At 63.9% G+C, this 26326-nt stretch carries 23 protein-coding genes and 1 riboswitch; of the genes, 18 read left to right on the top strand and 5 right to left on the bottom strand.

Features of this window, described 5'->3' with window-relative positions:
- The first annotated feature begins 112 nt into the window (after positions 1–112).
- The gene (gene boxB / locus QA643_RS03250; RefSeq protein ID WP_283034698.1) at positions 113–1549 is read left to right on the top strand and encodes a benzoyl-CoA 2,3-epoxidase subunit BoxB; all 1437 of its coding nucleotides are present in this window, start codon (positions 113–115) and stop codon (positions 1547–1549) included.
- Positions 1550–1697: 148 nt separating this feature from the next.
- Here the strand turns inward: boxB and QA643_RS03255 are convergent, their stop codons facing one another.
- A complete protein-coding gene (locus QA643_RS03255; protein ID WP_283031774.1) occupies positions 1698–2498 on the bottom strand; it encodes an SDR family NAD(P)-dependent oxidoreductase in 801 nt (266 codons plus the stop codon).
- 748 nt (positions 2499–3246) lie between these two features.
- Positions 3247–4305: a polysaccharide deacetylase family protein gene (locus QA643_RS03260; RefSeq protein ID WP_283031775.1), complete on the bottom strand. Its 1059-nt coding sequence runs from the start codon at positions 4303–4305 to the stop codon at positions 3247–3249.
- Positions 4306–4473: 168 nt separating this feature from the next.
- Between QA643_RS03260 and QA643_RS03265 the strand changes: the two genes are divergently transcribed.
- The 10 genes from QA643_RS03265 to phoB all read left to right on the top strand — a co-directional run bounded on the left by QA643_RS03265 (position 4474) and on the right by phoB (position 14310).
- Positions 4474–5868, top strand: coding sequence for an OmpA family protein (locus QA643_RS03265; protein WP_283031776.1), 1395 nt, complete (start codon positions 4474–4476; stop codon positions 5866–5868).
- A gap of 2 nt (positions 5869–5870) precedes the next feature.
- Complete coding sequence (locus QA643_RS03270; protein WP_283031777.1) at positions 5871–6167, top strand: hypothetical protein; 297 nt, start codon at positions 5871–5873, stop codon at positions 6165–6167.
- Positions 6168–6435: 268 nt separating this feature from the next.
- Positions 6436–7497, top strand: coding sequence for a lysylphosphatidylglycerol synthase domain-containing protein (locus QA643_RS03275; RefSeq protein ID WP_283031778.1), 1062 nt, complete (start codon positions 6436–6438; stop codon positions 7495–7497).
- Positions 7498–7541: 44 nt separating this feature from the next.
- On the top strand, positions 7542–8843 hold the full coding sequence (locus QA643_RS03280) for an ATP-binding protein (RefSeq protein ID WP_283031779.1): 1302 nt from the start codon (positions 7542–7544) through the stop codon (positions 8841–8843).
- 139 nt (positions 8844–8982) lie between these two features.
- A complete protein-coding gene (gene pstS, locus QA643_RS03285; protein ID WP_283031780.1) occupies positions 8983–9993 on the top strand; it encodes a phosphate ABC transporter substrate-binding protein PstS in 1011 nt (336 codons plus the stop codon).
- 214 nt (positions 9994–10207) lie between these two features.
- The gene (gene pstC, locus QA643_RS03290) at positions 10208–11197 is read left to right on the top strand and encodes a phosphate ABC transporter permease subunit PstC (protein ID WP_283031781.1); all 990 of its coding nucleotides are present in this window, start codon (positions 10208–10210) and stop codon (positions 11195–11197) included.
- Between the two features lies 1 nt (position 11198).
- Positions 11199–12044 (top strand): phosphate ABC transporter permease PstA, encoded by an 846-nt coding sequence (pstA, locus tag QA643_RS03295; protein WP_283031782.1) that lies wholly within the window; start codon positions 11199–11201, stop codon positions 12042–12044.
- Positions 12041–12862, top strand: coding sequence for a phosphate ABC transporter ATP-binding protein PstB (pstB, locus tag QA643_RS03300; RefSeq protein WP_283031783.1), 822 nt, complete (start codon positions 12041–12043; stop codon positions 12860–12862). Before pstA ends, pstB begins: the two co-directional genes overlap by 4 nt.
- Before the next feature lie 10 nt (positions 12863–12872).
- A complete protein-coding gene (phoU, locus tag QA643_RS03305) occupies positions 12873–13589 on the top strand; it encodes a phosphate signaling complex protein PhoU (protein WP_283031784.1) in 717 nt (238 codons plus the stop codon).
- A gap of 10 nt (positions 13590–13599) precedes the next feature.
- A complete protein-coding gene (phoB, locus tag QA643_RS03310; RefSeq protein ID WP_283031785.1) occupies positions 13600–14310 on the top strand; it encodes a phosphate regulon transcriptional regulator PhoB in 711 nt (236 codons plus the stop codon).
- Between the two features lie 361 nt (positions 14311–14671).
- On the opposite strand, the gene QA643_RS03315 is transcribed toward phoB, so the two are convergent.
- Positions 14672–15184, bottom strand: a complete 513-nt coding sequence (locus QA643_RS03315; RefSeq protein ID WP_283031786.1) for a GcrA family cell cycle regulator — start codon at positions 15182–15184, stop codon at positions 14672–14674.
- A gap of 503 nt (positions 15185–15687) precedes the next feature.
- Between QA643_RS03315 and QA643_RS03320 the strand changes: the two genes are divergently transcribed.
- The 3 genes from QA643_RS03320 (at position 15688) to QA643_RS03330 (ending at position 19022) form a co-directional block, all read left to right on the top strand.
- Positions 15688–16896, top strand: coding sequence for an aspartate aminotransferase family protein (locus QA643_RS03320; RefSeq protein WP_283031787.1), 1209 nt, complete (start codon positions 15688–15690; stop codon positions 16894–16896).
- Positions 16896–17822 (top strand): ornithine carbamoyltransferase, encoded by a 927-nt coding sequence (gene argF, locus QA643_RS03325; RefSeq protein WP_283031788.1) that lies wholly within the window; start codon positions 16896–16898, stop codon positions 17820–17822. The genes QA643_RS03320 and argF overlap by 1 nt, the downstream gene beginning before the upstream one ends.
- A gap of 195 nt (positions 17823–18017) precedes the next feature.
- Positions 18018–19022 (top strand): Hsp33 family molecular chaperone, encoded by a 1005-nt coding sequence (locus QA643_RS03330; protein ID WP_283031789.1) that lies wholly within the window; start codon positions 18018–18020, stop codon positions 19020–19022.
- 797 nt (positions 19023–19819) lie between these two features.
- On the opposite strand, the gene apaG is transcribed toward QA643_RS03330, so the two are convergent.
- The gene (gene apaG, locus QA643_RS03335; protein WP_283031790.1) at positions 19820–20212 is read right to left on the bottom strand and encodes a Co2+/Mg2+ efflux protein ApaG; all 393 of its coding nucleotides are present in this window, start codon (positions 20210–20212) and stop codon (positions 19820–19822) included.
- A 238-nt stretch (positions 20213–20450) separates the two neighbouring features.
- On the opposite strand from apaG, the gene QA643_RS03340 reads away from it, so the two are divergent.
- Genes QA643_RS03340 through QA643_RS03350 form a run of 3 tightly spaced genes read left to right on the top strand, consistent with a single transcriptional unit; the run spans position 20451 to position 23536 of the window.
- Positions 20451–21683 (top strand): OpgC domain-containing protein, encoded by a 1233-nt coding sequence (locus QA643_RS03340; RefSeq protein ID WP_283031791.1) that lies wholly within the window; start codon positions 20451–20453, stop codon positions 21681–21683.
- Positions 21680–22462: an SGNH/GDSL hydrolase family protein gene (locus QA643_RS03345; RefSeq protein WP_283034699.1), complete on the top strand. Its 783-nt coding sequence runs from the start codon at positions 21680–21682 to the stop codon at positions 22460–22462. Before QA643_RS03340 ends, QA643_RS03345 begins: the two co-directional genes overlap by 4 nt.
- Positions 22463–22474: 12 nt before the next feature.
- Complete coding sequence (locus tag QA643_RS03350; RefSeq protein WP_283031792.1) at positions 22475–23536, top strand: SGNH/GDSL hydrolase family protein; 1062 nt, start codon at positions 22475–22477, stop codon at positions 23534–23536.
- A 167-nt stretch (positions 23537–23703) separates the two neighbouring features.
- Here QA643_RS03350 and QA643_RS03355 read toward each other — a convergent pair whose 3' ends face one another.
- Positions 23704–24897 (bottom strand): O-succinylhomoserine sulfhydrylase, encoded by a 1194-nt coding sequence (locus QA643_RS03355; RefSeq protein ID WP_283031793.1) that lies wholly within the window; start codon positions 24895–24897, stop codon positions 23704–23706.
- Between the two features lie 70 nt (positions 24898–24967).
- A riboswitch (SAM riboswitch) is annotated at positions 24968–25047 on the bottom strand.
- Positions 25048–25169: 122 nt separating this feature from the next.
- Here QA643_RS03355 and QA643_RS03360 point away from each other — a divergent pair.
- Positions 25170–26276, top strand: a complete 1107-nt coding sequence (locus QA643_RS03360; protein ID WP_283031794.1) for a 2'-deoxycytidine 5'-triphosphate deaminase — start codon at positions 25170–25172, stop codon at positions 26274–26276.
- Positions 26277–26326 lie beyond the last annotated feature (50 nt).

Genomic DNA, 26326 nt, shown 5'->3' on the forward strand with positions numbered 1-26326 from the left:
CCGGGACCCACCTCAGCCACCGAATAGGTCCCGGCTCTGCGGTGCATCGTAAAGAACGCTGCACCGCGTCCGGGACACGAGACCGAACCACGGGAGGCCCCCAATGAATTACATGAACGTCGACTATTCGACCAAGATCCCCAACAACGTGAATCTCAGCGAAGACCGTCAAGTGCTGAAAGCGCTGGAAGGCTGGCATCCCGGCTACATGGACTGGTGGGGCGACATGGGGCCGGAAGGCTTTCAGCAGTCGCTGGTCTATCTACGCACCGCCTATTCGGTCGATCCGCGCGGCTGGGCCAAGTTCGACTATGTGAAGATGCCGGAATATCGCTGGGGCATTTTGCTGGCGCCGCAGGAAGAAAACCGCGTCGTTCCCTTCGGCGAGCATTACGGCAAGCCGGCCTGGCAGGAAGTCCCCGGCGAGCACCGCGCCATGCTGCGCCGCCTGATCGTGATCCAGGGCGACACCGAGCCGGCTTCCGTCGAGCAGCAACGCCATCTCGGCAAGACCGCGCCCTCGCTTTACGACCTGCGCAACCTGTTCCAGGTCAATGTCGAGGAAGGCCGCCATCTCTGGGCGATGGTCTATCTCTTGCAGAAATATTTCGGCCGCGACGGCCGCGAGGAAGCCGATGATTTGCTGCGCCGCCGCTCCGGCGATGCGGACTCACCGCGGATGCTCGGCGCCTTCAACGAGGCGACGCCGGACTGGCTGTCGTTCTTCATGTTCACCTATTTCACCGACCGCGACGGCAAGATGCAGTTGCATTCGCTGGCGCAGTCCGGCTTCGATCCGTTGTCGCGCACCTGCCGCTTCATGCTGACCGAAGAGGCGCACCACATGTTCGTCGGCGAGACCGGCATCAGCCGTGTCGTGCAGCGCACCTGCGAGGCGATGCGGGAAGCCGGCATCACCGATCCGACCGATATCGCAAAAGTCCGCGCGCTGGGGGTCATCGACCTGCCGACCATCCAGAAGAAGCTGAACCTGCACTATTCGCTGTCGCTCGACCTGTTCGGCTCGGAGGTTTCGACCAACGCGGCGAACGCCTTCAACGCCGGCATCAAGGGCCGCTACAAGGAAACTCAGATCGACGACGACCACCAGCTCAAGAACGCGACCTATCCGGTGCTCAAGCTGGTCGATGGCGTGATCAAGCGCGTCGACGAGCCGGCGCTGACCGCGCTCAACATGCGCCTGCGCGACGACTACACCCAGGACTGCGTCAAGGGCATGCTGCGCTGGAACAAGGTGATCTCGACATCAGGCTATCAGTACAAGCTGACGCTGCCGAACGTCGCGTTCCACCGCCAGATCGGCGAGTTCAAGGATATCCATGCCACGCCCGAGGGCGTGCTGATCGACGACGCCACCTGGAACAAACGTAGGAGCGAATGGTTGCCCTCGTCGCAGGATGGCGACTTCATCGCCTCGCTGATGAAGCCGGTGACGGAAATCGGCGCCTTCGCTTCCTGGATCTCGCCGCCGAAAGTCGGCATCGACAACAAGCCCGGCGATTTCGAGTATGTGAAGATCGAGACGTGACCTTCACTGTCGCCCCGGCCTTGAGCCGGGGCCCATAACCACCGGACGCCGTTATTTCGGTACGGCGTCCACCATCCTGCGCTCTCGATGCATCACGCGGTATGGGTCCCGGCGTTCGCCGGGACGACGCTGGCTTGACGGACTCCGCCTACCCCGCGATCTCGCTGCCGGCCGTCGCATACACCACGCCGCCGTCGACCGCGATCGTGTTGCCGACCACATAGTCGCCCGCGCGCGAGGCGAGATAGATCGCAATCCCCGCCATATCCTCATCTGTGCCGATGCGCCGTGCCGGAACGCGCTTGGCCACCGCCTCGGCCTGGTCGCGCGCGGCGCGGTTCATGTCGGAGGCGAAGGCGCCCGGCGCGATCGCGGTGACGTTGATGTTGTCCTTGATCAGCTTGGCCGCCATCCGCCGCGTCAGGTGGATCACGGCGGCCTTGCTCGCGGCGTAGGAGTAGGTCTCCGTCGGGTTGACGAAGATGCCGTCGATGGACGCGATGTTGATCACCTTGCCGGGCCGCTCGGCCGAAGCTGCCGCACGCAAGGGTTTGGCCAGCGCCTTGGTCAGGAAGAACAGCGACTTGACGTTGAGGTTCATCACCTTGTCCCAGCCGCTCTCCGGGAATTCGTCGAACTCCGCGCCCCATGCAGCGCCGGCATTGTTAACGAGGATGTCGAGCTTCGGCTCCAGCCTGATCATTTCGGAAGCCAGCTTCTCGCAGCCCGCCACCGTCGAGATGTCGATCGGCAGCGCGATGCATTCGCCGTCATAGGCGGCGGTGAGTTCTTTCGCGGTGGCCTCGCAGGGGCCGGCCTTGCGCGCAGTGATATAGACCTTGGCTGCGCCCTGCGCGAGAAAACCGGCCGCGATCATCTTGCCGATGCCGCGCGAGCCACCAGTCACCAGCGCGATCCGGCCGTTAAGCGAAAACAGATCCTTGAACATGCGTTCCTCCATTGTCTTGCCGCCGGTTTTGGGCGGGGGAGGGCGATGAGTCAAGGAAGGCATCCGTCGTCGTCCCTGCGAACGCAGGGACCCATAACCACCGGCTTTGGTTATTTTGGCAGACGGCTGCTTCATCGCCCTGACGGATGGGTCGCGGCGTATGGGTCCCTGCGTTCGCAGGGACGACGTATGAGGCACGCGCCGCGTCGCCGGTGCCACACTCTCCGCTCGCAGGAGAGGCCTGCATCAATCGCGCGAACGTGCGCTTGCGACGGGTGATGAGTTTGTCCGCGGTCGCGGTCGCGGCAATGGGGGGTGATACAGGGGGTGCGAAGCGACAGCCTTGGTTACGGAGGGCTGCGGCTGCGCGACGGGGTTGCTATGGCGGCCGATATAGTAGGCTCCCAGCGCCGTAGCGCCCAGCAGAACGAGTAGCGTTTTTATCCGCATACTCGCCCCACTGAACATCAGCCGGCCTGCCGGCCATCCATGGGCCGTTCGACTTCGTCAGCCAGTTCATCCAGATGTCGCGCAAGACGATCGAACATTTCCCGCTTCGCTTTGTCAGTAGCCAGGTCCCGGACAAGCGCGCATTCGGCCGCGTCTTTGCGCAGCTTCTCAAGATACGATTGATAATCTTTTATCGTCGCCTGCCTGTCTTAACTTTTCATGACCGTGGCACCGCGGACAGGCGGTCGGGTCCTCACAAATGTTACGTACGCAGGAGCCGTAGCCCAACAACAGGAATCTACGCCGCGTCGATGCGACGAAATCCGTTCCACATCGCGGTGGCGGCGCCGGAGGTCAGGACGGGAATGATCCGCGCGTCCTGGTAGTTGCCGTTGAGCGAAACCCGTTGCAGCGCGGTCAGGTGGTCGGCGCTCTCCGGGAAGATCATGCCCGGCCGCGTCGTCACTGCGGTCTTGAAGCCGGCGGCCTTGGCCAGCGTGAATTCGCGCCGGCCGGCCGCGATCCGGTCGCCATAGGGATAGGCGAGATGCAGCACCGGCCGCTGCAGCGCCGCCTCGATCCGCGCGCGGCTCTCGGTCAGCTCGAACGCGGCGGTCTCCTCGCTCTGCCGCGCCAGGTTGCAATGCGTGATCGTGTGCGCGCCGATCGTCACCAGCGGATCGTCGGCGAACGCCTGCAATTCTTCCCAGGACATGCAGAGCTCGCGGGCGATCGGTGCTTCGTCCACATCATGCCGCGTGCATAGCGCGGAAATTTCGCGTCGCATGTCGTGCTCGGTCGGCAGTTGGCGCAGCCAGTCATGCATGCGGTCGAAGGCCACCTGCTTGGCCGCCGGCGTCGAGGCGTCGAGCTTGATCTTGGTGCCGCCGATCGGCACTTCGATCGAAGCCGCCTTGGCGATCGTCCGCTCCAGCGCGACCCACCACAACCGCCCGGTGCCTTCGGCGAAATCGCTCGTCACATAGACGGTGAGCGGCGCGTCAAACTCGCGCATCACCGGCAAGGCGTGATCGCGGTTGTCGCGATAGCCGTCGTCGAGGGTGAAGCAGGCGAAGCGCCGCGCGAAATCGCGCGCCTGCAGCCGCTGATGCGCCTCGTCCATCGTAACGATGTCGACCTCGAGCGCCCGAAGGTGGGCCAGCAGCGCACGCAAGAATTCCGGCTCGACCTCGAGATGATGGTTGGGCTGAAACTCGCCGTCGCGGCGGGGACGGACGTGATGGAGCATGAAAATGACGCCGACACCTGCGAAGATTGGCCGCAGCAGATAATGCGCACCGGAGAAGTACAGCGCTTCCAGTCCGGCGCGAATGACGGTGTTGCGAAGCAGTTTCATCGGGATGTAGGGGCCGCCCGGTTATTTACGGAGAGAAACTAGCGAAACATCGCTGAAGAAACAGTTAGCCGGACCCGTTTCAGAGCCGGCCGGCGGCTGCGACATTTCGTGTTTGACAGTCCCGCAAGGGTTTGTTTTCTCTCCGTTTCAGACCCTGCGGGAACTCGAATGCACGGACTTTTCAGGTGGAGTGGCAAATGGTGGCCGGGCATCATTCCTTTGGTCATCTTTTGGGCTATCGCGGCCTGGACGAGCACTGAGCCGCTGGAAGCCGATCTGGCGCAGCGCTCAATCGCGGCCCTTAAGGACACCGTCCTCGACAAAAGGCGAATTTCGGTCGCCGGCCGGGATGTGACGCTCGCAGCGGATGCCTTTTCGGAAGGCGGCCGGCAGGGTGCGGTGACGTCGGTCGCGGCTGTGCCGGGCGTGCGGCTGGTCAACGACGAAACCCGGCTCGTTCCCGAAGCCAAGCCGTTCGTCTGGTCGGCGGAACGCGATGTCGTCCGCGTGACGTTGTCGGGCAGTTCGCCCTTGCCGGCCATCAAGGGCCGCCTGATGGAAGCCGCCCGCGCCAATCTCGGCGGCATCGAAGTGGCCGACCGGATGAATCTGGCGCGCGGAGCGCCGCAAGGATTCGACAGCGTCGCGCTGCTGCTGCTCGATCAGGTCGGAAAACTGAAGGACGGCAAGATAACGCTGTCCGATACCAGCGTGAGCCTTTCCGGCATGGCGCGCGAACTCGGCGGCCGCGAGGCCATCGCCGCCGCGTTGAAAAATCTGCCGGAGGGCTTTTCGGTCGCGGCCAACGACGTCAAGGCGCCGCCCTACATCTTCCAGGCCTACAAGGACCCGGTCGCGGTGACGCTGACGCTGACCGGCTATGTGCCTGACAAGAATGCCCACGCCGAACTGGTCGCGGCGGCGGGCCGCAAGTTCTTCAACGAAAAGGTCGTCGACAATCTCAAGGAAAGCATCGGCGCGCCATCGCGCTTCGCCGCCGCTGTCGTGCCCGCGCTCGGTGCGCTGTCGCGGCTCTCGACCGGCACGCTCGTCGTCTCCGACCGCGAGGTGAAGCTGTCGGGAGACGCGCTCTATGAAGCCGCTGCCGCCCAGATCCGCGCCGGCCTCGGCAAGGATTTTCCGCAAGGCTGGCAGTTCACACCGGAAATCTCGGTCAAGCCGGCCGCCGCGCCGGTCGATGCGACTGTGTGCCAGCAATTGTTCACCGAGCTGCTCGGCAAGGCTCGGATCCGCTTCGAATCCGGCAAGGCCGACATTGTCGCCGATTCCGCCGGCCTGCTCGACCGCCTGATCGAAACCGCGTTGCGCTGTCCGACCGCCAACATCGAGATATCGGGGCATACCGACAGCGACGGTGACGAGGCGGCCAACCAGGCGCTGTCGGAGAAGCGCGCGCAGGCGGTTGCCGACTACCTCGTCAAGGCGGGGCTGCCGGCGAGCCGGTTCAGCGCGGTCGGCTATGGCTCGACGCAGCCGATTGCGGGTAATGACAACGACCAGGGCAAGGCGCAGAACCGCCGCATCGATTTCGTGGTGAAGTGAGCATGGGCTATCTGACCACATTCTACTGGGGTTGGCTCGTGGGGTCGGTGCTGCTCGGCTTCGCCATGGGCTGGATTTCGGTGGTTCAGCGCGGCGATGGGGTGTCGCGGAAGCTGCGATGGGGCCTTTCGGCGTTGGTCGCGGCGCTGATCGCCGCCGCGCTCACGCGCGTGGTGCCCGGCCGTTTCGGCTACTGGCTCGATCTCGGACTGATCATGTTCGCACTTTATTTGTGCGGCTGCACGGTCGGATCGTTGCTGCGCGGCTGGGTGGTCTCGCGCAGCGCGCCGCCGGCCTGATGCGCCTGCTGGCCGCGCCGCCGTCATTGTCACGGGTTGTTGACCAACCCCTTCTATGGTCCGAAACCTGCACGGGGCGGGGGATGGTAGAAAAACCCTGCTACCGCAGTCGTCAACCAGACCTAATATGTTGAAGAAGCGCGTTTTATCGTCGTCAGGCGAATTCCACTGCGGCCCAAAACGCGCTACCAGAGAGGCCAGGGAGCGTAGCGTCAGCGGCGGGGTTCGCGCCATTGCCGTTGTCACGGAAACGCAATTCGAGGTGTAGATGCTGGAAGCAATACGCAGGGCGATCTCGTTTCTGCGCCAGAAGCAGGTCCTGCACAAGCTCGGGGTCTTGATCAGCATCGCGGTGATCGCCGTTGCGTGCTACGTGCTCTATCACATGCTCCGCGGCATCGACACCAATGAGGTGATCGACGCCATCAAGAGCACCGAGCCGACCCAGGTCGCGCTGGCGGCCCTGTTCGTCGCGGCGGGCTATTTCACACTTACTTTCTACGATTGGTTCGCGGTCCGCGCCATCGGCCAGCGCCACGTGCCGTATCGCGTCAATGCGCTGGCCGCCTTCACCTCCTATTCGATCGGGCACAATGTCGGCGCCAGCGTCTTCACCGGCGGCGCGGTGCGCTACCGCATCTATTCGGCCTGGGGGCTGAATGCGATCGACGTTGCCAAGATCTGCTTCCTCGCCGGGCTGACCTTCTGGCTCGGCAATGCCGCGGTGCTCGGCCTTGGCATCGCCTACCATCCGGAGGCCGCCGCCTCGATCGACCAGCTGCCGCCCTGGCTCAACCGCATCGCGGCGTTCGGCATCCTCCTCGCCCTGTTCGGATATGTGGCCTGGGTCTGGGCCGCGCCCCGCGGCGTCGGCCGCGGGCCGTGGACGGTGACGCTGCCGGGCGGCCCGCTGACGCTGCTGCAGATCGCCATCGGCATCGTCGATCTCGGCTTCTGTGCGCTGGCCATGTACATGCTGGTGCCGGACGAGCCGCAAATCGGTTTCGTCGTCGTCGCCGTGATCTTCGTCTCGGCGACGCTGCTCGGCTTCGCCAGCCATTCGCCGGGCGGGCTCGGCGTGTTCGATGCCGCCATGCTGGTCGGACTCTGGCAGATGGACCGGGAGGAACTGCTCGCCGGCATGCTGCTGTTCCGCGTGCTCTATTATATCGGGCCGTTTGTCATTTCTGTAATCTTGCTGACGCTTAGGGAGATTATCATCGGCGCGCGTTCGAAGCGCCTGCGCCAACTGGCGCCTGCCGCCGACCCTGAGCCGCCGAGGCATGAGGCCGCCGTCTATGTGCGCGAGCGTGGGGAAACGGGCACCTGATGATGCGGCGGGCGCCTCAGCATTAGAGGAAGAAAGCCTGCGCCATGGCGATTGACGATTCTCACTCTGCCTCCTTCTTTGCACCGTGGCCGGACCGGCTGAGGCATTCGGCCATCATCCTGCTCGCAGCGGGCTTTGCGCTGTGCGCGCTGGTGGTGCTGGCCGATGTGTCGCTGGCGCGCGCGGTCGCCGTTTTCATATGCATCGCGGCCGCGGCGCTGGTGCCATGGCGGCTGCACGATGCCGTCAGTTCCCGCGAGGATGCTGGCGCGGTGCGTCCCGTAGAAACCGCTGCCGTCAGCGCGGTCGTGGCCGGCATGCCGGATCCGGCCGTGCTGCTCGACCGCGCCGGGCGCGTCATACATCTCAATGCCGCGGCGGCCCAGCTTGCGCCGGCGCTGCGCAAGAACGAGCTGGCGCAGTTCGCGCTGCGCTCACCCGAGATTGTCACCGCGCTGCGCGAGGCGATCGCCACCACCGAGCCGCGCCGCGCGAGCTATCTCGACCAGGGGCCGGTCGACCGCTGGATGGAGCTGATCATCACGCCGGTGCCGGTGCCGACAACGTTCGGCGGCACCGAGAAATGCATGCTGCTGACCTTCCACGATCAGACGCCGCTGCGGCGGGTCGAGGAAATGCGCGCCGATTTCGTCGCCAATGCCAGCCATGAATTGCGCACGCCGCTCGCTGCTTTGTCCGGCTTCATCGATACGCTGCAGGGCCCTGCCAAGGAGGATGCCAAGGCGCGCGAGCGCTTCCTCTCCATCATGCATGCGCAGGCGACGCGGATGGCGCGGCTGATCGACGATCTGCTGTCGCTGTCGCGGGTCGAATTGTCGGCGCATGTGCAGCCCGAGTCCTCGGTCGATATCGTCCCCATCATTCGCCAGGTCGCCGATGGGTTGGAAGCGCTCGCCAGGGAGCGCCAGGTCGAGATCGAAATCGATCTGCCGGCCGCGCCGGTGACGATCGCGGGCGACCGCGAGGAGCTGCTGCGGCTGTTCGAAAACCTGATCGAGAACGCGCTCAAATATGGCGCCTCCGGCGGGCGGGTGATGGTTTCGCTGAAGGAGGCCGCCGCGGCCGACGGCGCGCCGGAAGTCCGCGTCATGGTCCGCGATTTCGGTCCCGGCATCGCCCCGGAACACCTGCCGCGGTTGACCGAGCGCTTCTACCGGGTCGATGTCGGCGACAGCCGCGCGCAGGGTGGAACCGGTCTCGGTTTATCGCTGGTGAAACATATTCTTAACCGTCATCGCGGCCGGCTTTTGATCGAAAGCGTGCCGCGGAACGGGGCTACGTTTACCGCCTGTTTTCCCCACGCGAAGCCCCCGGCGTCAGCTTAAATGCAAGTGATTTCAGTTGCTTGCTCCTGTCATCCAACTGTCATCCAACCTTCGTAAAAGCTCTATCGACCGCTCCTACACGGGCGGTGTGAGCGCAATCGGGCGCACCGGCGCTTCGCTCACCAAGATGGAGACCAGCATGAATTTCATCAGAACGATCGTCGCCGCCGGCATGGTCGCCGCGTCGACGTCAGCCTTCGCTGCCGACATCACCGGCGCAGGCGCGACCTTCCCGTTCCCGCTCTATTCGAAGTGGGCCGACGCCTACAAGAAGGAGACCGGCAACGGCCTGAACTACCAGTCGATCGGCTCCGGTGCCGGCATCAAGCAGATCCAGGCCAAGACCGTGACGTTTGGCGCCAGCGACATGCCGCTCAAGCCCGAGCAGCTTGAAAAGGACGGCATGATTCAGTGGCCGCAGGCGATGGGCGCGCTGGTGCCGGTCGTGAACCTCGAAGGTGTCAAGCCGGGTGAACTGGTGTTCTCCGGCGAACTGCTGGGCGACATCTATCTGGGCAAGGTCAAGAAGTGGGACGATCCCGCAATCGCCAAGCTCAATCCCAAGGTCAAGCTGCCCTCCGAAGCGATCACGGTGGTCCGCCGTTCGGACGGCTCCGGCACCACGTTCATCTGGACCGACTATCTCTCGAAGACCAATGCCGAGTGGAAGGCGAAGGCCGGTGCCGGTACCGCGGTCGAGTGGCCGACGGGCGTCGGCGCGAAGGGTAACGAAGGCGTCGCCGGCAACGTCAGCCAGACCAAGAACTCGATCGGTTATGTCGAATATGCCTACGCCAAGCAGAACAAGCTGACCTATGGCGCGGTCGTCAACAAGGCTGGCAAGACGGTGCAGCCGACCATTGGGGCGTTTCAGGCCGCGGCTAGCAATGCCGACTGGGCCGGTGCCAAGAATTACTATGTGATCCTGACCGACCAGCCGGGCGATGCCTCCTGGCCGATCACCGGCGCGACCTTCATCCTGATGCACAAGTCGGCCACCGACAAGGCAGCCGCTCAGGAAGCCATCAAGTTCTTCAAATGGGCGTTCGAGAAGGGCGATAAGATGGCCGAGGAGCTCGACTACATCCCGATGCCGGACTCGGTCGTCAAGCAGATCGAAAAGACCTGGTCGGCCGAGATCAAGAGCTGAGGTCCCTTGTCCCGGACGCGGTGCAGCGTTCCCCGGCGATGCGAAGCATCGTCCGGTGCGCTGCGCCGCAGAGCCGGGACCCACGCGTCACCAAGAACGCGTCACCCATCAAGTTGGGCCCCGGCTTGGCACCGCTACGCGTTGCGCCGCATCCGGGGCACGAGACGGGGCAAGCAAGATCAAGTAGAAGTACAGGGGATCGGGCGTGGCAGAAATGGCGGTTGATAGCGACGTAATCGAAGCTGCCGGACCTTACGATCGCGCGAGGGCCCTGAGCGCGTTCAAGGTCGGCGACGTCACCTTCTACTGGATCACGCGCATCTGCGCGATCTCGGTCCTGCTCATCCTCGGCGGCATCATCCTCTCGCTGATCGTCGGCGCCTGGCCGGCGCTGCGCGAATACGGCCTGGCATTCCTCACGACCCAGCGCTGGGCACCGTCGGCCGATCCGCCGGTGTTGGGCGCGCTTGGCCCGGTCTACGGCACGCTGATCACCTCCGTCATCGCGATGATGATCGCGATTCCCGTCGGGCTCGGCATTGCGGTGTTTCTCACCGAAATCTGTCCGCTATGGCTGCGCCGCCCGATCGGCCTTGCGGTCGAGCTGCTCGCCGGCATTCCCTCGATCATCTACGGCATGTGGGGCTTCTTCGTGCTCGGCCCGTTCCTGGCCAACACCTTCCAGCCGCTCATGATCAACCTGTTCGACGGCGTGCCGGTGCTGGGCGCGATCTTCGCCGGCCCCCCATCCTATCTCAGCCTGTTCAACGCCTCGCTGATCCTCGCCATCATGGTGCTGCCCTTCATCACCTCGATCTCGGTCGACGTCTTCAAGACGGTGCCGCCGGTCCTGAAAGAAGCGGCCTACGGCGTCGGCTGCACCACCTGGGAAGTCGTCCGCAACGTCGTCATTCCCTATACGCGGGTCGGCGTGATCGGCGGCATCATGCTGGCGCTCGGCCGTGCGCTCGGCGAGACCATGGCAGTGACCTTCATCATCGGCAACTCGTTCAAGATCCAGTCCTCGATCTTCGCGCCGGGCACCACGATCTCGGCGGCGATCGCTTCCGAATTCGCCGAGAGCGACGGGCTGCACCAGTCCGGCCTGATCCTGCTAGGCCTGCTCCTGTTCATCCTGACGTTTTTCGTGCTGGCCGCCGCGCGGCTGATGCTGATGCGTCTGGAAAAGAAGGCGGGCAACTGACATGAACGCGATCTACGCTTCCCGCCGCCGCAAGAATATCGTCATCAAGTTCCTGTGCCTGGGCGCCGCGGCATTCGGCGTCACCTGGCTGGCGCTGATCCTGTTCACGCTGTTCTACAACGGCCTCACCGGGCTCAATCTCGCCGTCTTCGCCCAGGACACGCCGCCGCCCGGATCGACCGAGGGCGGACTGCGCAACGCCATCATCGGCTCGATCATCATGACAGCGATCGGCGTCGGCATCGGTGCGCCGCTCGGCCTGTTCGCGGGCACCTATCTCGCCGAATATGGCAAGCACGACAAGCTGACCTCGGTGATCCGCTTCATCAACGACATCCTGCTTAGTGCGCCGTCGATCATCATCGGCCTGTTCATCTACGGCGCGGTCGTGGTGCCGATGCGCGGTTTCTCGGCGATCGCCGGTTGCCTCGCGCTCGCCGTGATCGTGATCCCCGTGGTGGTGCGCACCACCGAGGACATGCTGGGACTGGTGCCCAATCCGCTGCGCGAGGCCGCGTCCGCGCTCGGTATGCCCCGCTCGCTGGTGATCCGGCGCATCGCCTACCGCGCCGCCCGCGCCGGCCTGATTACCGGCGTGCTGCTTGCCACCGCCCGCGTCGCCGGCGAAACCGCGCCGCTGCTGTTCACCGCGCTGTCGAACCAGTTCTTCAGCCTCGACCTCACCAAGACGATGGCGAACCTGCCGGTCACCATCAACAATTTCGTGCAGAGTCCCTATGCCTACTGGAAGCAGCTGGCCTGGGCCGGGGCGCTCCTGATCACGCTTACCGTATTGGCCCTGAATGTTGGCGCGCGCATCCTTGGCGCCGAGAGGACATCCAAATGACCGAACTGTCCGTATCCGTGAGTAACGCGAGCGGTCCCGTTTCACAGATGCCGCTGCCGGACGCCGCGCCGAAGGTGACGGTGCGTGGCCTCAACTTTTATTATGGCGAGCACCACGCGCTGAAAAACATCAACCTGACGCTCGGCACCAACCGCGTCACCGCCTTTATCGGCCCGTCCGGTTGCGGCAAGTCCACGCTGCTGCGTATCTTCAACCGGATGTACGATCTCTATCCCGGCCAGCGCGCCACCGGCCAGCTGCTGCTCGACCAGACCAACATCCTCGATCCCAAGCTCGACCTCAATCTGCTGCGCGCCCGCGTCGGCATGGTGTTCCAGAAGCCGACGCCGTTCCCGATGACGATCTACGAGAACATCGCCTTCGGCATCCGCCTCTATGAGAAGATCTCGAAGTCCGAGATGGACGACCGCGTCGAGAAGGCACTGCGCGGCGGCGCGCTGTGGAACGAGGTCAAGGACAAGCTCAATGCCAGCGGCCTGTCGCTGTCCGGCGGCCAGCAGCAGCGCCTATGCATCGCGCGCACCGTCGCGGTCCGGCCAGAGGTGATCCTGTTCGACGAACCGTGCTCGGCGCTCGACCCGATCTCAACCGCCAAGATCGAGGAACTGATCCAGGAACTGTCGGAGGACTACACCATCGCCATCGTCACCCATAACATGCAGCAGGCGGCGCGCGTCTCCGACAAGACCGCTTTCATGTATCTTGGCGAACTGATCGAATTCGACGACACCAACAAGATTTTCACCTCGCCCGGCGATCGACGTACGCAGGACTACATCACCGGCCGGTTCGGTTGAGGAGACAGAGATGGGTTCCGAACACACTGCCAAAGCATTCGATAGCGATCTTCAGGAATTGACCCGTCTCGTTGCCGAGATGGGCGGCCTCGCCGAGCGCATGATTTCTGAATCCGTTGACGCGCTGGTCCGCCGCGACGTCACCCTCGGCTCGCGGGTCGTCGCCTCCGACGTCGAGATCGACCGTCTGCAGCATCTGATCGAGGAGCGCGCGGTGTTGACCATCGCTCGCCGCCAGCCGATGGCGATCGACTTGCGCGAAATCGTCGGCGCCATGCGCGTCGCCACCGACCTGGAGCGGATCGGCGACCTCGCCAAGAACATGGGCAAGCGCGTCGCGGCGCTGGAGAAGGATTTCCAGCCGCTGAAACTGATGCGTGGCCTGGAGCACATGACCGACCTCGTGCAGTCGCAGGTCAAGTCAGTACTGGACGCCTATGCGGCGCACGACCTGCCCGCGGCGATGGCGGTGTGGAAGGGCGACGAGGAAGTCGACGCCATCTGCACCTCGCTATTCCGCGAGCTGCTCACCTATATGATGGAAGATCCGCGCAACATCTCGTTCTGCATCCATCTGATGTTCTGCGCCAAGAACATCGAGCGGATCGGCGACCACGCCACCAACATCGCCGAGACCGTGTTCTACATGATCGAGGGGCAGCAGATTCTCGACAAGCGCCCGAAGGGCGACATGACGACGTTTGCTGCGACCATTCCCAATAGCTGAGGATGATAGGATGAGCGCACGCATCATGGTGGTCGAGGACGAGGAAGCGCTGACCACGCTGTTGCGCTACAACCTCGACGCCGAAGGCTATGAGGTCGAAACCGTTGCACGCGGCGATGACGCCGATACAAGGCTGAAGGAACGGGTGCCCGACCTCGTGGTGCTCGACTGGATGCTGCCGGGGCTATCAGGCATCGAGCTGTGCCGCCGCCTCCGCGCGCGGCCCGAGACCAAGCAGCTGCCGATCATCATGCTGACGGCACGCGGCGAGGAGAGCGAGCGCGTGCGGGGTCTTGCGACCGGCGCCGACGACTACATCGTCAAGCCATTCTCGGTGCCGGAATTGCTGGCGCGGGTGAAGGGCCTGCTGCGGCGCGCCAGTCCCGAGCGGCTCGCCACCGTTTTGACCTATGGCGACATCGAGCTCGACCGCGAGAAGCGCCGCGTCGCGCGCTCCGGCCGCCAGATCGACCTCGGCCCGACCGAGTACCGCCTGCTTGAATTCTTCCTGGAGCATCCCGGCCGCGTCTTCAGCCGCGAGCAGCTGCTCGACAGCGTCTGGGGCCGCGATATCTATATCGATGAGCGCACCGTCGACGTCCACATCGGCCGCCTGCGCAAGCTGCTCAACCCCGGCCGCGAGCAGGATCCGATCCGCACCGTGCGCGGCGCCGGCTACGCGCTCGATGATCGCTTCGCGAAGGCGGAGCAGCCGCAGTAGCGTTCCACGGCTATCTCCGCACCCTCAGCCGTCGTCCCGGCCCATATGCGCAATTGCGCATCAGGAGCCGGGATCCATAACCACCAATCTCGATTGTCGAAATGCGCTGGAGCCCCAGCGAGGCATAACCACGCGCAACGATGGTTATGGGTCCCTGCGTTCGCAGGGACGACGTCGTTGAGGCAGTTTGCTCTTAGCGCACACAGCCGTCGTCCCGGCCTTTGAGCCGGGACCCATAACCACCAATCTCGATTGTCGAAATGCGCTGGAGCCCCAGCGAGGCATAACCACGCGCAACGGTGGTTATGGGTCCCCGCGTTCGCGGGGACGACATCGTTGAAATAATCCCGCGCGCCCGCCCTTACCGCGTCGTCTTCGGCTGCTGCCGCCGCCGATCGGCAGCGGGCTGGTAGGCGATGCGCGAGTGGTGCGCGCAGTAGGGCAGGCCGGTGAGCGCCTTGCCGCCGCAGAAGAAGAATTCCGGGCTTGCGGGATCGCCGACCGGCCAGTGGCAGGTCGCTTCGTTCAGTTCGAGCAGCGACAGGCGCTGGCTCATCGGCACCACATTGTCGAAGGCAACCGGATCGGGCTCCAGCTCCACCTCGAAGGCGTGCGCGAGCGCGGTGTTGCCGCGCGACACCGGCCGCGATACCCGCATCATCTGCTGGGCGGCGGGGCGCGCCTTGCGCTGCCGCGGCGCGGCCGAGGAGGGGCTCTTGGCACGGCCGGACAGGCCCAGGCGGTGCACTTTGCCGATCACGGCGTTCCGCGTCACATTGCCGAGTTCCGCGGCGATCTGGCTGGCCGATAATCCGGCTTCCCAGAGCTTTTTCAGCTGCTCGACGCGATCGTCGGACCAGGTCAATACCGTCATCGTATGCTTCCCTTCGCGTCGCGCCGGCCAACCTGGGGCAGCGCCCGCGATGTCATTCGTCTCAAAAATCCCTGCGGTCAGAATCCCTTAGCCCTCGCCGGGCGCGATATGGGCGCCCGAACGTTTACGCTTTCACAAAAGACTCTTAAGGGATCAAAACTGCCGCACGAGATGTCGTACCCGACAGCCCAAACGCTACAATATGGCGTGACTCGGGCGCAAGAGTCCGCGCCCCGACGTCCACATGTTCTGACATCTAGGCATTCCACTGCGTGTTTTCCACCACACCGCAATCCTACGGATTCACCATCTTGCACTGCAGGAAAGGCCGTTCCATGGCGTGTTGACAGCGCCCCGCGCCCACATAGAATACCTCTCGCGTGCCGCCCTTAAGCGGCGGCACGTTTCGTTTCGCAAGACCGGCTGTTGCCGACTTCGCGCCAAGGCACGCGTGTGCTCCGCGGCAGGTCTTGAAGGCAGGTCTCAAACCTCAAGTGATTGTCATGACCAATAGCGCCACGTCGCATCTGCTCCCCGTCTTCGCCAGGGTCGATCTCGGCTTCGAACGCGGGGAGGGCTGCTGGCTGACCTCGACGAGCGGCGAGCGCTATCTCGACTTCACCTCGGGGGTCGCGGTGAATGCGCTGGGCCATTGCCATCCGCATCTGGTCAAGGCGCTGCAGGAGCAGGCGACAAAACTCTGGCACATGTCGAACCTGTTCAAGTCGCCCGACGGCGAGAAGCTCGCCGCGCGGCTCTGCGAGCAGAGCTTTGCCGACCTCGTCTTCTTCTGCAATTCCGGCGCCGAGGCGATGGAGGGCGTGATCAAGGTGGTGCGCCGCTATCACGCTTCCAAGGGACATCCGGAGCGCTACCGCCTCGTCACCTTCGAAGGCGCGTTCCACGGCCGCACCCTGGCGACGCTCGCCGCCACCGGCTCCGCCAAATATCTCGAGGGTTTTGGCCCACCGATGGACGGTTTTGACCAGGTGCCGCATGGCGATCTCGAAGCGGTGAAGAAGGCGATCGGCCCGCAGACCGCCGGCATCCTGATCGAGCCGGTGCAGGGCGAGGGCGGCGTGCGCTCGGCGCCGCAGGCTTTCTTCAAGGCGTTGCGCCAGCTTTGCGACGAGCATGGCCTGTTGCTCGCATTCGACGAGGTGCAGACCGGCATGGGCCGCACCGGCGATCTCTTCGCCTACAAGCGCGTCGGCGTGACGCCGGATGTGATGTCGCTGGCGAAAGCGCTCGGCGGCGGCTTCCCGATCGGGGCGGTGCTGACATCAGCGGAAGCCGGCTCCGGAATGACACCGGGCTCGCACGGCTCGACCTTCGGCGGCAATCCGCTGGCGATCGCGGCCGCCAATGCCGTGCTCGACGTCATGCTGAAACCCGGCTTCTTCGACCATGTGCAGAAGATGTCGCTGCTGCTCAAGCAGAAGCTCGCCTCGGTGGTCGACCGCTATCCTTCCGTGCTGTCGGAAGTGCGCGGCGAAGGGCTGCTCGTCGGCGTCAAGGCGGTGGTGCCCTCGGGCGATCTCGTCAACGCGCTGCGTGACCAGAAACTGCTGACGGTCGGCGCCGGCGACAACGTCGTGCGTTTCCTGGCGCCGTTGATCGTGACCGAGGCCGAGATCGATCAGTCCGTTCAGATGCTCGAAGGCGCCTGCGCCGCATTGTCGGGCGCGCAGCTCAAGAAGGCGGCGGGATGATGAGCAAGTCCGTCCGTCACTTCCTCGACATCAATGAAATGCCGTTGGATGAACTGCGCAACATGCTGGCCTTGGGCGCCGACATGAAGGCGAAACTGAAGGCGCATGAGAAGGCCAGGAAGCCGCTCGAAGGCAAGACACTGGCGATGATCTTCGAGCGTCCCTCGACCCGTACGCGGGTCTCGTTCGACGTCGGCATGCGCCAGCTCGGTGGCGAGTCCATCATGCTGACCGGCGCAGAGATGCAGCTCGGCCGCGGCGAGACCATCGCCGATACCGCGCGCGTGCTGTCGCGCTATGTCGATGCGATCATGATCCGCATCCTCAATCATGATGCACTGCTGGAGCTCGCCGCGCACGCCACGGTGCCGGTCATCAACGGGCTGACGCGGCGCTCGCATCCCTGCCAGGTGATGGCCGATCTGATGACCTACGAGGAGCATCGCGGTCCCATCGAGGGCAAGACGGTGGCCTGGACCGGCGACGACAACAACGTGCTGGCGTCCTGGGCGCACGCGGCCGAGCGCTTCAAGTTCAAGCTCAATGTCGCAACCCCGCCGGAGCTCGCGCCGAAAAAGGCGATGCGCGACTGGATCAAGGCGACCGGCGCGCCGATCGTGCTCGGCACCGATCCGGAAGCCGCCGTGCGCGGCGCCGATTGCGTCGTCACCGACACTTGGGTGTCGATGGGTGACAAGGAGGGCGAACACCGCCACAACGTGCTGAAGCCCTACCAGGTCAACGAAAAGCTGATGTCGCTGGCCAAACCGGAGGCGATCTTCATGCACTGCCTACCGGCGCATCGCGGCGAGGAGGTCACCGACGAGGTGATCGACGGCCCGCAATCGGTCGTGTTCGACGAGGCCGAGAACCGCCTGCACGCGCAAAAGGGCATTCTGGCCTGGTGTTTTGACGCGGTGGGGTAACTCTCTCCGTCGTCCCTGCGAACGCAGGGACCCATACCGCGTGATCTCACGTTTTTGGCAATGTGGGAGACATCGTACGTGACGATGAAAGCCGGTGGTTATGGGTCCCTGCTTTCGCAGGGACGACGCATGGCGACGGTTTCATCGCTCTTCAACCCCTTTCACTTTGCTCTCCCAGACCCCAGATAGAGCGCCATGATTTCACAATCCCCCGACATGAAAATCGCTGGCGATGCGCCCGTTCGCGCGCCGTCGTCCGTTCCCGTCGACGATGCGGTGCTGCCGTTCGAGGTCGCCTCGCTCGATCTGCGCGGACGGCTGACCCGGCTCGGCCCCGCGCTCGACGATATCCTGACCAAGCATGATTATCCGGCGCCGGTCGGAAAATTGCTTGGCGAAGCGATCGTGCTGGCGACGCTGCTTGGTTCGGCGCTGAAGTTTGACGGCCGTTTCATTTTGCAGACGCAGACCGACGGGCCGGTGTCGTTTCTGATCGTGGATTTCCAGTCGCCGGATCGGCTCCGCGCCTATGCGCGCTATGACGCGAGGCGGCTGAAGGACGGACAGGATTCAGGCGCCCTGCTCGGCAAGGGTCATCTGGCGATGACCATCGATCAGGGCGGCGACATGAGCCGCTATCAGGGCCTCGTCGCGCTCGACGGCGGCGGCCTGGAAGATGCCGCGCATGAATATTTCCTGCGCTCCGAGCAGATCCCGACCCGCGTACGGCTCGCGGTCGGCGAGGAATGGCGCGGCGGCGACGGCGGCAAGCACCGCTGGCGCGCCGGCGGCATGCTGCTGCAGTTCCTGCCGAAGGCGCCCGAGCGCGCGCGGCAGGCCGATCTGCATCCGGGCGATGCGCCCGAGGGCACGGAAACGCATCAGGTCGCCGAGGACGACGCCTGGGTCGAGGGCCAGTCGCTGATCGGCACGGTGGAAGATGTCGAACTGATCGATCCCGACCTGTCGGGCGAGCGGCTCTTGTATCGCCTGTTTCACGAACGCGGCGTGCGCGTGTTCACGTCGCTGCCGCTCCGCGCGCAATGCTCCTGCTCGCGCGAGGCAGTCTCGGCCATGCTGAAGAGTTTTGCGCCGAAGGACCGTGCCGAGATGGTGAAGGACGACAAGGTGGTGGTGACCTGCGAGTTCTGCTCCTCGGTCTACCAGTTCACCCCACATGAAGCGGGCGTGGAGGAGTAGCGTTCGCTCGTTGTTTCGTAGGGTGGGCAAAGGAGCACAGCGACGTGCCCACCATCCATCCGCATCGACGCTGCAATGGTGGGCACGCTCCGCTTTGCCCACCCTACAGCAGCGGTGATGCAATTGCCCGACGGGCAAATCACTTCTGATTTACAGAAGTCGCGTCAAGCCAGTAATTTCTGAGAATCAGAAATATTCCGCTTCCGTTTTGACCCAAATCAGCGGCATAAATACCGCCGTCTCACCGCGAGATGAGGGGCGTTGGCCATCGTCACTGACGCGCGGGGAGATGCGATGGACGCCGATGCCATGACGGACGAGTGTGGCTGAGGCGTACGGTCAAGTCGTGTGGTTCTGGCGCCGTGGTGCTGGCGTTAAGTCTTCAAGATGCGAAAGCGTCTTGCGGGCGACGGAGGCAAAAGAGCCGTTCTCCGGGAAGAGCACGAAGTAAGCCGTAAAGCCATTGCGCAGGGAAGGCCGGGATGCTTCCGCCGAACCTGTATGCTCGTGTGCACCTCTTGCCATGCGCATAATGGCACACGAGACCGCGGGTGCGGCGCGCACCCGGTCTTCCCTGCGCCCTCTTATTGGAGAGGGCGGGAAGTTTCAGCAAACCTCGGACAATTCATGTCGCGAGATCGCCGCCTCATATTCAGTTGTCATCCCCGCGAAGGCGGGGATCCAGTATCCCAGAGACGTCAGTGATTGAACCGAGAAGCCGCGGCGTACTGGATCCCCGCCTTCGCGGGGATGACAGCGGTGTGTGCAGTGCTATCTCAGCAATGGGCGCGCTGCCTCTAATTCAACACCCGCCGGTTATCCGGGCTATCCAGCGAGAACGTCGGCACGTCGATCTCGAACCGTTCGCCGCTTTCGTTGACCATCTGGTAGCGGCCGGTCATGAAGCCGGAGGCGGTCTGCAGCGGCACGCCGCTGGTATATTCGAAGCGCTCGCCGGGTGCCAAGACAGGCTGCTCACCGACCACACCTTCGCCGCGGACTTCCTGCTTGCGCCCGGTCGCGTCGGTGATGATCCAGTGACGGGTGCGAAGCTGCACGGTCTCGGCGCCGGTATTGGTGATGACGATGGTGTAGGACCAGAAGTACTGACCGCGATCGATCGACGAGCGCTCTGGCAGGAAGTTTGGTTCGACGGTAACTTCGATCTGGCGGGTGACGGCGCGGTACATGCGGGCAAGCTTCCGGAAATCCTGCGTCGTATCATAGCCGGGAAAACCGGCGGAACCAATCGCCGGGCCATCAGGTTTGTCGCTTGCCTGATCGCGGTTTCAACACAGTTCCGCTCTAGAGCGCAACCGCGCGCGGTCCGGGCCCGTATCTCCTGTCGGCGTATCTTGTGCGCAAGTTGCGGGCCGATATTATCTTTTCCGGACAGTGCACGCGTCAAAGCTCAACCAACGGTGCCCGATGTCGTCCATTGCTGATCCAGTTGCCGGAACGCCTCTCAGCGACGTCAAGGCTGCGGCGCCGGCGATTGCGGTGCCGGTCGCCGGAGAGCGCGAATTGCGGCTCGACCTGTTTCGCGGCATGGCGCTGTGGCTGATCTTCATCGACCATCTGCCGACCAACATCCTGACCTGGTTCACGATCCGCAATTACGGATTTTCCGACGCCACCGAAATCTTCATCTTCATCTCCGGCTACACCGCCGCCTTCGTCTATGGCCGCGCGATGCTGGACGCCGGTTTCGTGGTGGCGACCGCGCGCATCATGCGGCGCGTCTGGCAGATCTACGTCGCCCATGTGTTCCTGTTCACGATCTTCCTGGCGGAAATCTCCTATGTCGCGACCCGTTTCGAAAACCCGCTCTACAGCGAGGAAATGGGCATCATGGATTTCCTCAAGCAGCCCGACGTCACCATCGTCCAGGCGCTGCTGCTGCGCTTCCGTCCCGTCAACATGGACGTGCTGCCGCTCTACATCGTGCTGATGCTGTTTCTGCCGATCATCCTGTGGCTGCTGAAGTGGCGGGCCGACGTCGGGCTGGCATTGTCGGTGCTGCTCTACGCGCTGACCTGGCAATTCGACTGGTACCTGACGGCCTATCCGAGCGGCTTCTGGATCTTCAACCCGTTCGCCTGGCAATTACTGTTCGTGTTCGGCGCCTGGTGCGCGCTGGGCGGGGCGCAGCGGATGTCCCGCATCCTGTCGTCGCAGGTGACGCTGTGGATTTGCGTTGCCTATCTGCTGTTCGCGTTCTTCGTCACGCTGACTTGGCACATCCCGCAGCTCAGCTTCCTGATGCCCAAGCGCCTCGAACAGTGGATGTATCCGATTACCAAGACGGACCTCGACGTGCTGCGGTTTGCCCATTTCCTGGCCCTGGCGGCGCTCACCGTGCGCTTCCTGCCCAGGGATTGGTCGGGGCTCAAATCGCCCTGGCTGCGACCATTGATCCTCTGCGGTCAGCATTCGCTTGAGATATTCTGCCTCGGCGTCTTCCTGGCCTTTGCGGGGCATTTCGTGCTGGCCGAAGTTGGCGGGGGTGCCGTTACGCACGCCCTGGTCAGCCTTGTCGGAATCCTCATCATGTGGGGCGTGGCGTGGGTGATTTCGTGGTACAAGCATTCGGCCGACAAGGGAGCGTCGAAAACGAAAAAACCGGTCATCAATGCGGATATGGCGGGGGGGAGCGTATGAAACCCCGCACCGGAGCTATGCTGGCCCTGACGCTGCTCGCGGGCCTTGCAGCCGCCGGTCCCGCGCGCGCCGAAGACAAGGCCCAAGATAAGGATGCTGCCGCCGCGCCGACCTGCGAGGTCCCATCCTATCTCCTCGCCACCGAAAGTACGCTCCCGAAGGTTGCCGAGGCCATCAAGAATGCCCGGCCGCTCACCGTCCTGGTGGTGGGGAGCCGGTCTTCGACCATCCTGTCCTCGGAGAACAGCGCCTATCCGGCCAAGCTGCAGGCGGCCCTGAAGGAAAAGCTGCCCACGATCCCGATCAATCTCTCCGTAGAACTACAGAGCGGCAAGACCGCCGAGGAGGTCGACGCCGGCCTCGTTAAGCTGGTGGAAGCAAAAAGGCCTACTTTGGTCATCTGGCAGACGGGAACCGTCGATGCTATGCGATCCGTCGATCCCGACGAATTTCGCGGTGCCATCGACAACGGGCTTGTTGCACTGCAAAATGCGGGAACCGATGTAGTGCTGGTCAATCTGCAATATAGCCCTCGCACGGAAACGATGATTTCCGCGCCGCCATACCTAGATAACATGAAGGTCGTGGCGCAGCAGCACTCGGTTCCGCTGTTCGACCGCTTTGCCATCATGCGTCACTGGAACGACGCCGGAGATTTCGATCTGTTCAGTACTTTTCATGGCACCGACATGGCCAAACGGGTTCATGCCTGCCTCGGCCGCGCGCTGTCGAAATTCGTGCTCGATGCGGCCCGCCTCGATCCGGCGCAGCAAAATTAGGGACCAGCGTTAATGAGTTCTCACTACCCTTTTTGTTTAAAGATATGGCTGGCCGTCTCCGCCGCAGCCTTGGCGCTGTTGACGCAGGCCTCACCGCTGCAGGCGCAGTCGGTTTCGCCGCCGGCGGGCCAGCACGCGGCGCTGTCCGATCAGCCCCAAAGCAGCAACGCGTCTGAAAACAAGGCCGGGAACAGTTCCGAAAACAAGGTTGAGACGAAGCCGGCCCCTGAAAGCGCCGCGCCGCCGGCTGCTACGACGGCCAATGCCAATCCGACTGCGCAGAAGGGCATCGCCGGCAAGGCAATCGACAAGGTGAAGGAGGTCGCCAAATCGGCCGGCGACATCTTCAGCCGCGTTCCCTGCCTGCCGCCCAAGGGCGCCTCCAAATCGATGGGCTCGCTGCCGCGTGTCGCGAGCAAGCTCGCCAACGGCCAGCCGGTGGTGATCGTCGCGTTCGGCTCGTCGTCGACGCAGGGCTACGGCTCCAGCGCGCCCGAGTTCACCTATCCCAACCGCCTCGCCGCGCAATTGCGCCGGCAATATCCGACCGCCTACATCTCCGTCGTCAACGCCGGCAAGGGCGGCGAGGACGCGCCGGAAATGATGAAGCGGCTGCAGACCGCGGTGATCGACCTCCATCCGGACCTCGTGATCTGGCAGGTCGGCACCAACGCCGTGCTGCGCAACCTCGATCCGGACGAAACGGCCAAGCTCGTCGAGCAAGGCATCTCGCGCATTCAGGCTGTTGGCTCCGATGTCGTGCTGATCGATCCGCAATATTCGCCGCGGGTCAACGAGCACGCCGAGAGCGCCGGCAAGATGACGAAGCTGCTGGGCAAGGTCGCCGAGCTGCGCAAGGTCGGGATCTTCCCGCGCTTCGCGGTCATGAAGGACTGGCACGAGAAGCAGGCGATCCCGATCGAGAATTTCGTGATCTCCGACGGCCTGCACATGAGCGACTGGGGCTACGCCTGCTTCGCGCAACTGCTCGGCGACGACATCATCAAGTCGGTCGGCCAGATCAAGCTCGGCGTCAACGTGCCCGGCGACGTGCGGACGTATCGGCCGATGTAGCCGAGCTATATCTACGCCGTCGTCCCTGCGAACGCAGGGACCCATAACCACAGGGCGTAGTGAGTTAAGGCGGGCGTCAACTAGCGTCTCTCATCAGCAAGGCCGCGGCGTATGGGTCCCTGCGTTCGCAGGGACGACACCGATTGTGTGGCTGTTTGCACCGCCCCTCACGCGTTCTCCAGCGCCTGCGCGAAATCCTCGATCAGATCATCCGGATGCTCGAGGCCGGCCGAGAAGCGGATAAAGCCCTCGCTTATGCCGAGCTCGGCGCGCGCTTCCGGCGCCAGTCGCTGATGCGTCGTCGTTGCCGGATGCGTGACGAGGCTCTTGGCGTCGCCGAGATTGTTCGAGATGCGCGAGATCTGCAGCGCGTTGAGGACGCGGAACGCCGCCGCCTTGCCACCCTTGACCTCGAAGCCGATCAGCGTCGAGCCGGCGCGCATCTGCTTCTTCACCAGCTCCGCCTGCGGGTGATCAGCGCGGCCGGGATAGATCAGCCGCGAGATCTTCGGATGTGAGGCGAGCGCGTCCGCAATTTTCGCTGCGGTCTCGGTCTGCGCGCGCACGCGCACGCCGAGCGTCTCCAACCCCTTGAGCAGGGCCCATGCGTTGAACGGCGAGAGCGACGGCCCGGTCTGGCGCATGAAGTTGTGGATGTGCTCGGCGATGAAGGCTTCCGAGGACAGGATGATGCCGCCCAGGCACCGGCCTTGGCCGTCAATATGCTTGGTCGCGGAATAGACCACGACGTCGGCGCCGAGCGACAGCGGGCTCTGCCAGATCGGCGTAGCGAACACGTTGTCGACGATCAGCCGCGCGCCGCCGCTATGTGCGATCTCGGCAATCGCCGGGATGTCGAGCACGTCGAGCGTCGGATTGGTCGGGCTCTCCAGGAAGAACGACTTGGTGTTCGGCCGCAAGGCACGTCGCCACTGGTCGAGATCGAGGCCGTCGACCAGCGTCGTCTCGATGCCGTAGCGCGGCAACAGCTCCTGCACGACGTAGAGGCACGAGCCGAACAGGGCTTTGGAGGCAACCAGATGGTCGCCGGCCCGCAGCGGCGCGAGGATCGCGGTCGTCACGGCGGCCATGCCGGTCGCGGTCGAGCGCGCGGCTTCCGCGCCCTCGAGCTCGATCATGCGGCGCTCGAACATCGAAATCGTCGGATTGGAGTAGCGCGAATAGATGAAGCCGGGGGCCTCGCCCTTGAAGCGCGCCTCGCACTGCTCCGCGCTGTCGTAGACGTAGCCCTGGGTGAGAAAAAGCGCTTCCGAGGTCTCGCCGAACTGCGAGCGCAGGGTGCCGCCATGGACCAGGCGGGTTTCGGGGCGGTAGCGGGCGGCAGACTTCAATTCAGACATGTGACCTCCGACGTGACCATTGGAAAATGGTCACAAAAAACCGGCCTGGAATAATTTCCACAGGCCGGGATCACACGTGTCCCCGGCCTGTTTAGCGATTTATTTAACGTGGCTGCAAGCCGGCCGGCTCAAATCACCACGGGATAAGTCATGCTGATATTCGCTTGCGCCCTTTCAGTCAAGGCGGCCATCGGATAACCCCTAAAAGCCCATATTTATGAGGTTTGGATGACATTTGGGCATCCGGAAGGGCCACCTCAGAGGACCGCGCCGTGCCGTTCACGCTCCCGCCCGACGCCAACGGAATTCTGCCCGACCGCATGATAGCGGCGATGGCCGATGCCGGCCTGATCCTGCCCGAATACCCGTTTGTCGAAAGCCAGATCCAGCCGGCGAGCCTTGATCTCCGGCTCGGCGACATCGCCTACCGTGTGCGCGCGAGCTTCCTGCCCGGGCCTGATGCCACCGTCGCCGAGCGCATCGACGAACTGAAGCTGCACGAGATCGACCTTTCGGATGGCGCGGTGCTCGAGACCAACTGCGTCTACATCGTGCCGCTGCTCGAGAGCCTCGCGCTGCCGCCGGAGATCGTGGCTGCCGCCAACCCGAAAAGCTCGACCGGCCGGCTCGACGTCTTCACCCGCGTGATCGCCGACGGCACCCGCCGCTTCGACATGATCGGTGCCGGCTACCACGGCCCGCTCTATGCCGAGATCAGCCCGAAGACATTCCCGGTGCTGCTGCGCGAGGGCTCCAGGCTCAGCCAGGTGCGCTTCCGCGCCGGCGATGCCATCCTCAATGCCGACGAACTCGATGCGCTGCATGGCGCCGAGCGGCTGGTCGATATCGACGATGCTGACCTCGCCAACGGCGTCGCGCTGTCGGTCGATCTGTCCGGGCAGAACACCGGCGGCTTCGTCGGCTACCGCGCCAAGCGCCACACCGGCGTCGTCGATGTCGACCGCCGCGGCGGCTATGCGGTCGACGAATTCTGGGAGCCGATCCCGGCGCGGTCCGACGGCAGCCTGATCCTCGATCCCGGCGAGTTCTACATCCTGGCCTCCAAGGAAGCCGTGCAGGTGCCGCCGGACTACGCCGCGGAGATGGTGCCGTTCGATCCGCTGGTCGGAGAGTTCCGCGTGCACTATGCCGGATTCTTCGATCCCGGCTTCGGCTATGCCGGCGCCGGCGGCAAGGGCGCGCGCGCCGTGCTGGAGGTACGCTCGCGCGAGGTGCCGTTCATCCTTGAGCATGGCCAGATCGTCGGCCGCCTGGTCTATGAGAAAATGCTGTCGCGGCCCGATGCGATGTACGGCCAGCGCATCGGCTCGAACTACCAGGCGCAGGGCCTGAAGCTAAGCAAGCATTTCCGGGTGTAGTTTGCGTGTCCCGGACGCGGTGCAGCCTAGGCGATGCGCAGCATCGTCCG

This window comes from Bradyrhizobium sp. CB3481, assembly GCF_029714305.1.
In the GTDB taxonomy this organism is placed as follows: domain Bacteria; phylum Pseudomonadota; class Alphaproteobacteria; order Rhizobiales; family Xanthobacteraceae; genus Bradyrhizobium.

Coding starts and splice junctions, on each gene's coding strand:
- pstS (WP_283031780.1), top strand. CDS start 8,983: ATGAATTTCATCAGAACGATCGTCGCCGCCGGCATGGTCGCCGCGTCG.
- pstB (WP_283031783.1), top strand. CDS start 12,041: ATGACCGAACTGTCCGTATCCGTGAGTAACGCGAGCGGTCCCGTTTCA.
- QA643_RS03340 (WP_283031791.1), top strand. CDS start 20,451: ATGTCGTCCATTGCTGATCCAGTTGCCGGAACGCCTCTCAGCGACGTC.
- pstC (WP_283031781.1), top strand. CDS start 10,208: ATGGCGGTTGATAGCGACGTAATCGAAGCTGCCGGACCTTACGATCGC.
- argF (WP_283031788.1), top strand. CDS start 16,896: ATGAGCAAGTCCGTCCGTCACTTCCTCGACATCAATGAAATGCCGTTG.
- QA643_RS03255 (WP_283031774.1), bottom strand. CDS start 2,498: ATGTTCAAGGATCTGTTTTCGCTTAACGGCCGGATCGCGCTGGTGACT.
- QA643_RS03350 (WP_283031792.1), top strand. CDS start 22,475: ATGAGTTCTCACTACCCTTTTTGTTTAAAGATATGGCTGGCCGTCTCC.
- QA643_RS03355 (WP_283031793.1), bottom strand. CDS start 24,897: ATGTCTGAATTGAAGTCTGCCGCCCGCTACCGCCCCGAAACCCGCCTG.
- QA643_RS03275 (WP_283031778.1), top strand. CDS start 6,436: ATGCTGGAAGCAATACGCAGGGCGATCTCGTTTCTGCGCCAGAAGCAG.
- QA643_RS03330 (WP_283031789.1), top strand. CDS start 18,018: ATGATTTCACAATCCCCCGACATGAAAATCGCTGGCGATGCGCCCGTT.
- pstA (WP_283031782.1), top strand. CDS start 11,199: ATGAACGCGATCTACGCTTCCCGCCGCCGCAAGAATATCGTCATCAAG.
- QA643_RS03270 (WP_283031777.1), top strand. CDS start 5,871: ATGGGCTATCTGACCACATTCTACTGGGGTTGGCTCGTGGGGTCGGTG.
- boxB (WP_283034698.1), top strand. CDS start 113: ATGAACGTCGACTATTCGACCAAGATCCCCAACAACGTGAATCTCAGC.
- QA643_RS03265 (WP_283031776.1), top strand. CDS start 4,474: ATGCACGGACTTTTCAGGTGGAGTGGCAAATGGTGGCCGGGCATCATT.
- apaG (WP_283031790.1), bottom strand. CDS start 20,212: ATGTACCGCGCCGTCACCCGCCAGATCGAAGTTACCGTCGAACCAAAC.
- QA643_RS03315 (WP_283031786.1), bottom strand. CDS start 15,184: ATGACGGTATTGACCTGGTCCGACGATCGCGTCGAGCAGCTGAAAAAG.
- QA643_RS03320 (WP_283031787.1), top strand. CDS start 15,688: ATGACCAATAGCGCCACGTCGCATCTGCTCCCCGTCTTCGCCAGGGTC.
- QA643_RS03260 (WP_283031775.1), bottom strand. CDS start 4,305: ATGAAACTGCTTCGCAACACCGTCATTCGCGCCGGACTGGAAGCGCTG.
- QA643_RS03280 (WP_283031779.1), top strand. CDS start 7,542: ATGGCGATTGACGATTCTCACTCTGCCTCCTTCTTTGCACCGTGGCCG.
- QA643_RS03345 (WP_283034699.1), top strand. CDS start 21,680: ATGAAACCCCGCACCGGAGCTATGCTGGCCCTGACGCTGCTCGCGGGC.
- phoB (WP_283031785.1), top strand. CDS start 13,600: ATGAGCGCACGCATCATGGTGGTCGAGGACGAGGAAGCGCTGACCACG.
- phoU (WP_283031784.1), top strand. CDS start 12,873: ATGGGTTCCGAACACACTGCCAAAGCATTCGATAGCGATCTTCAGGAA.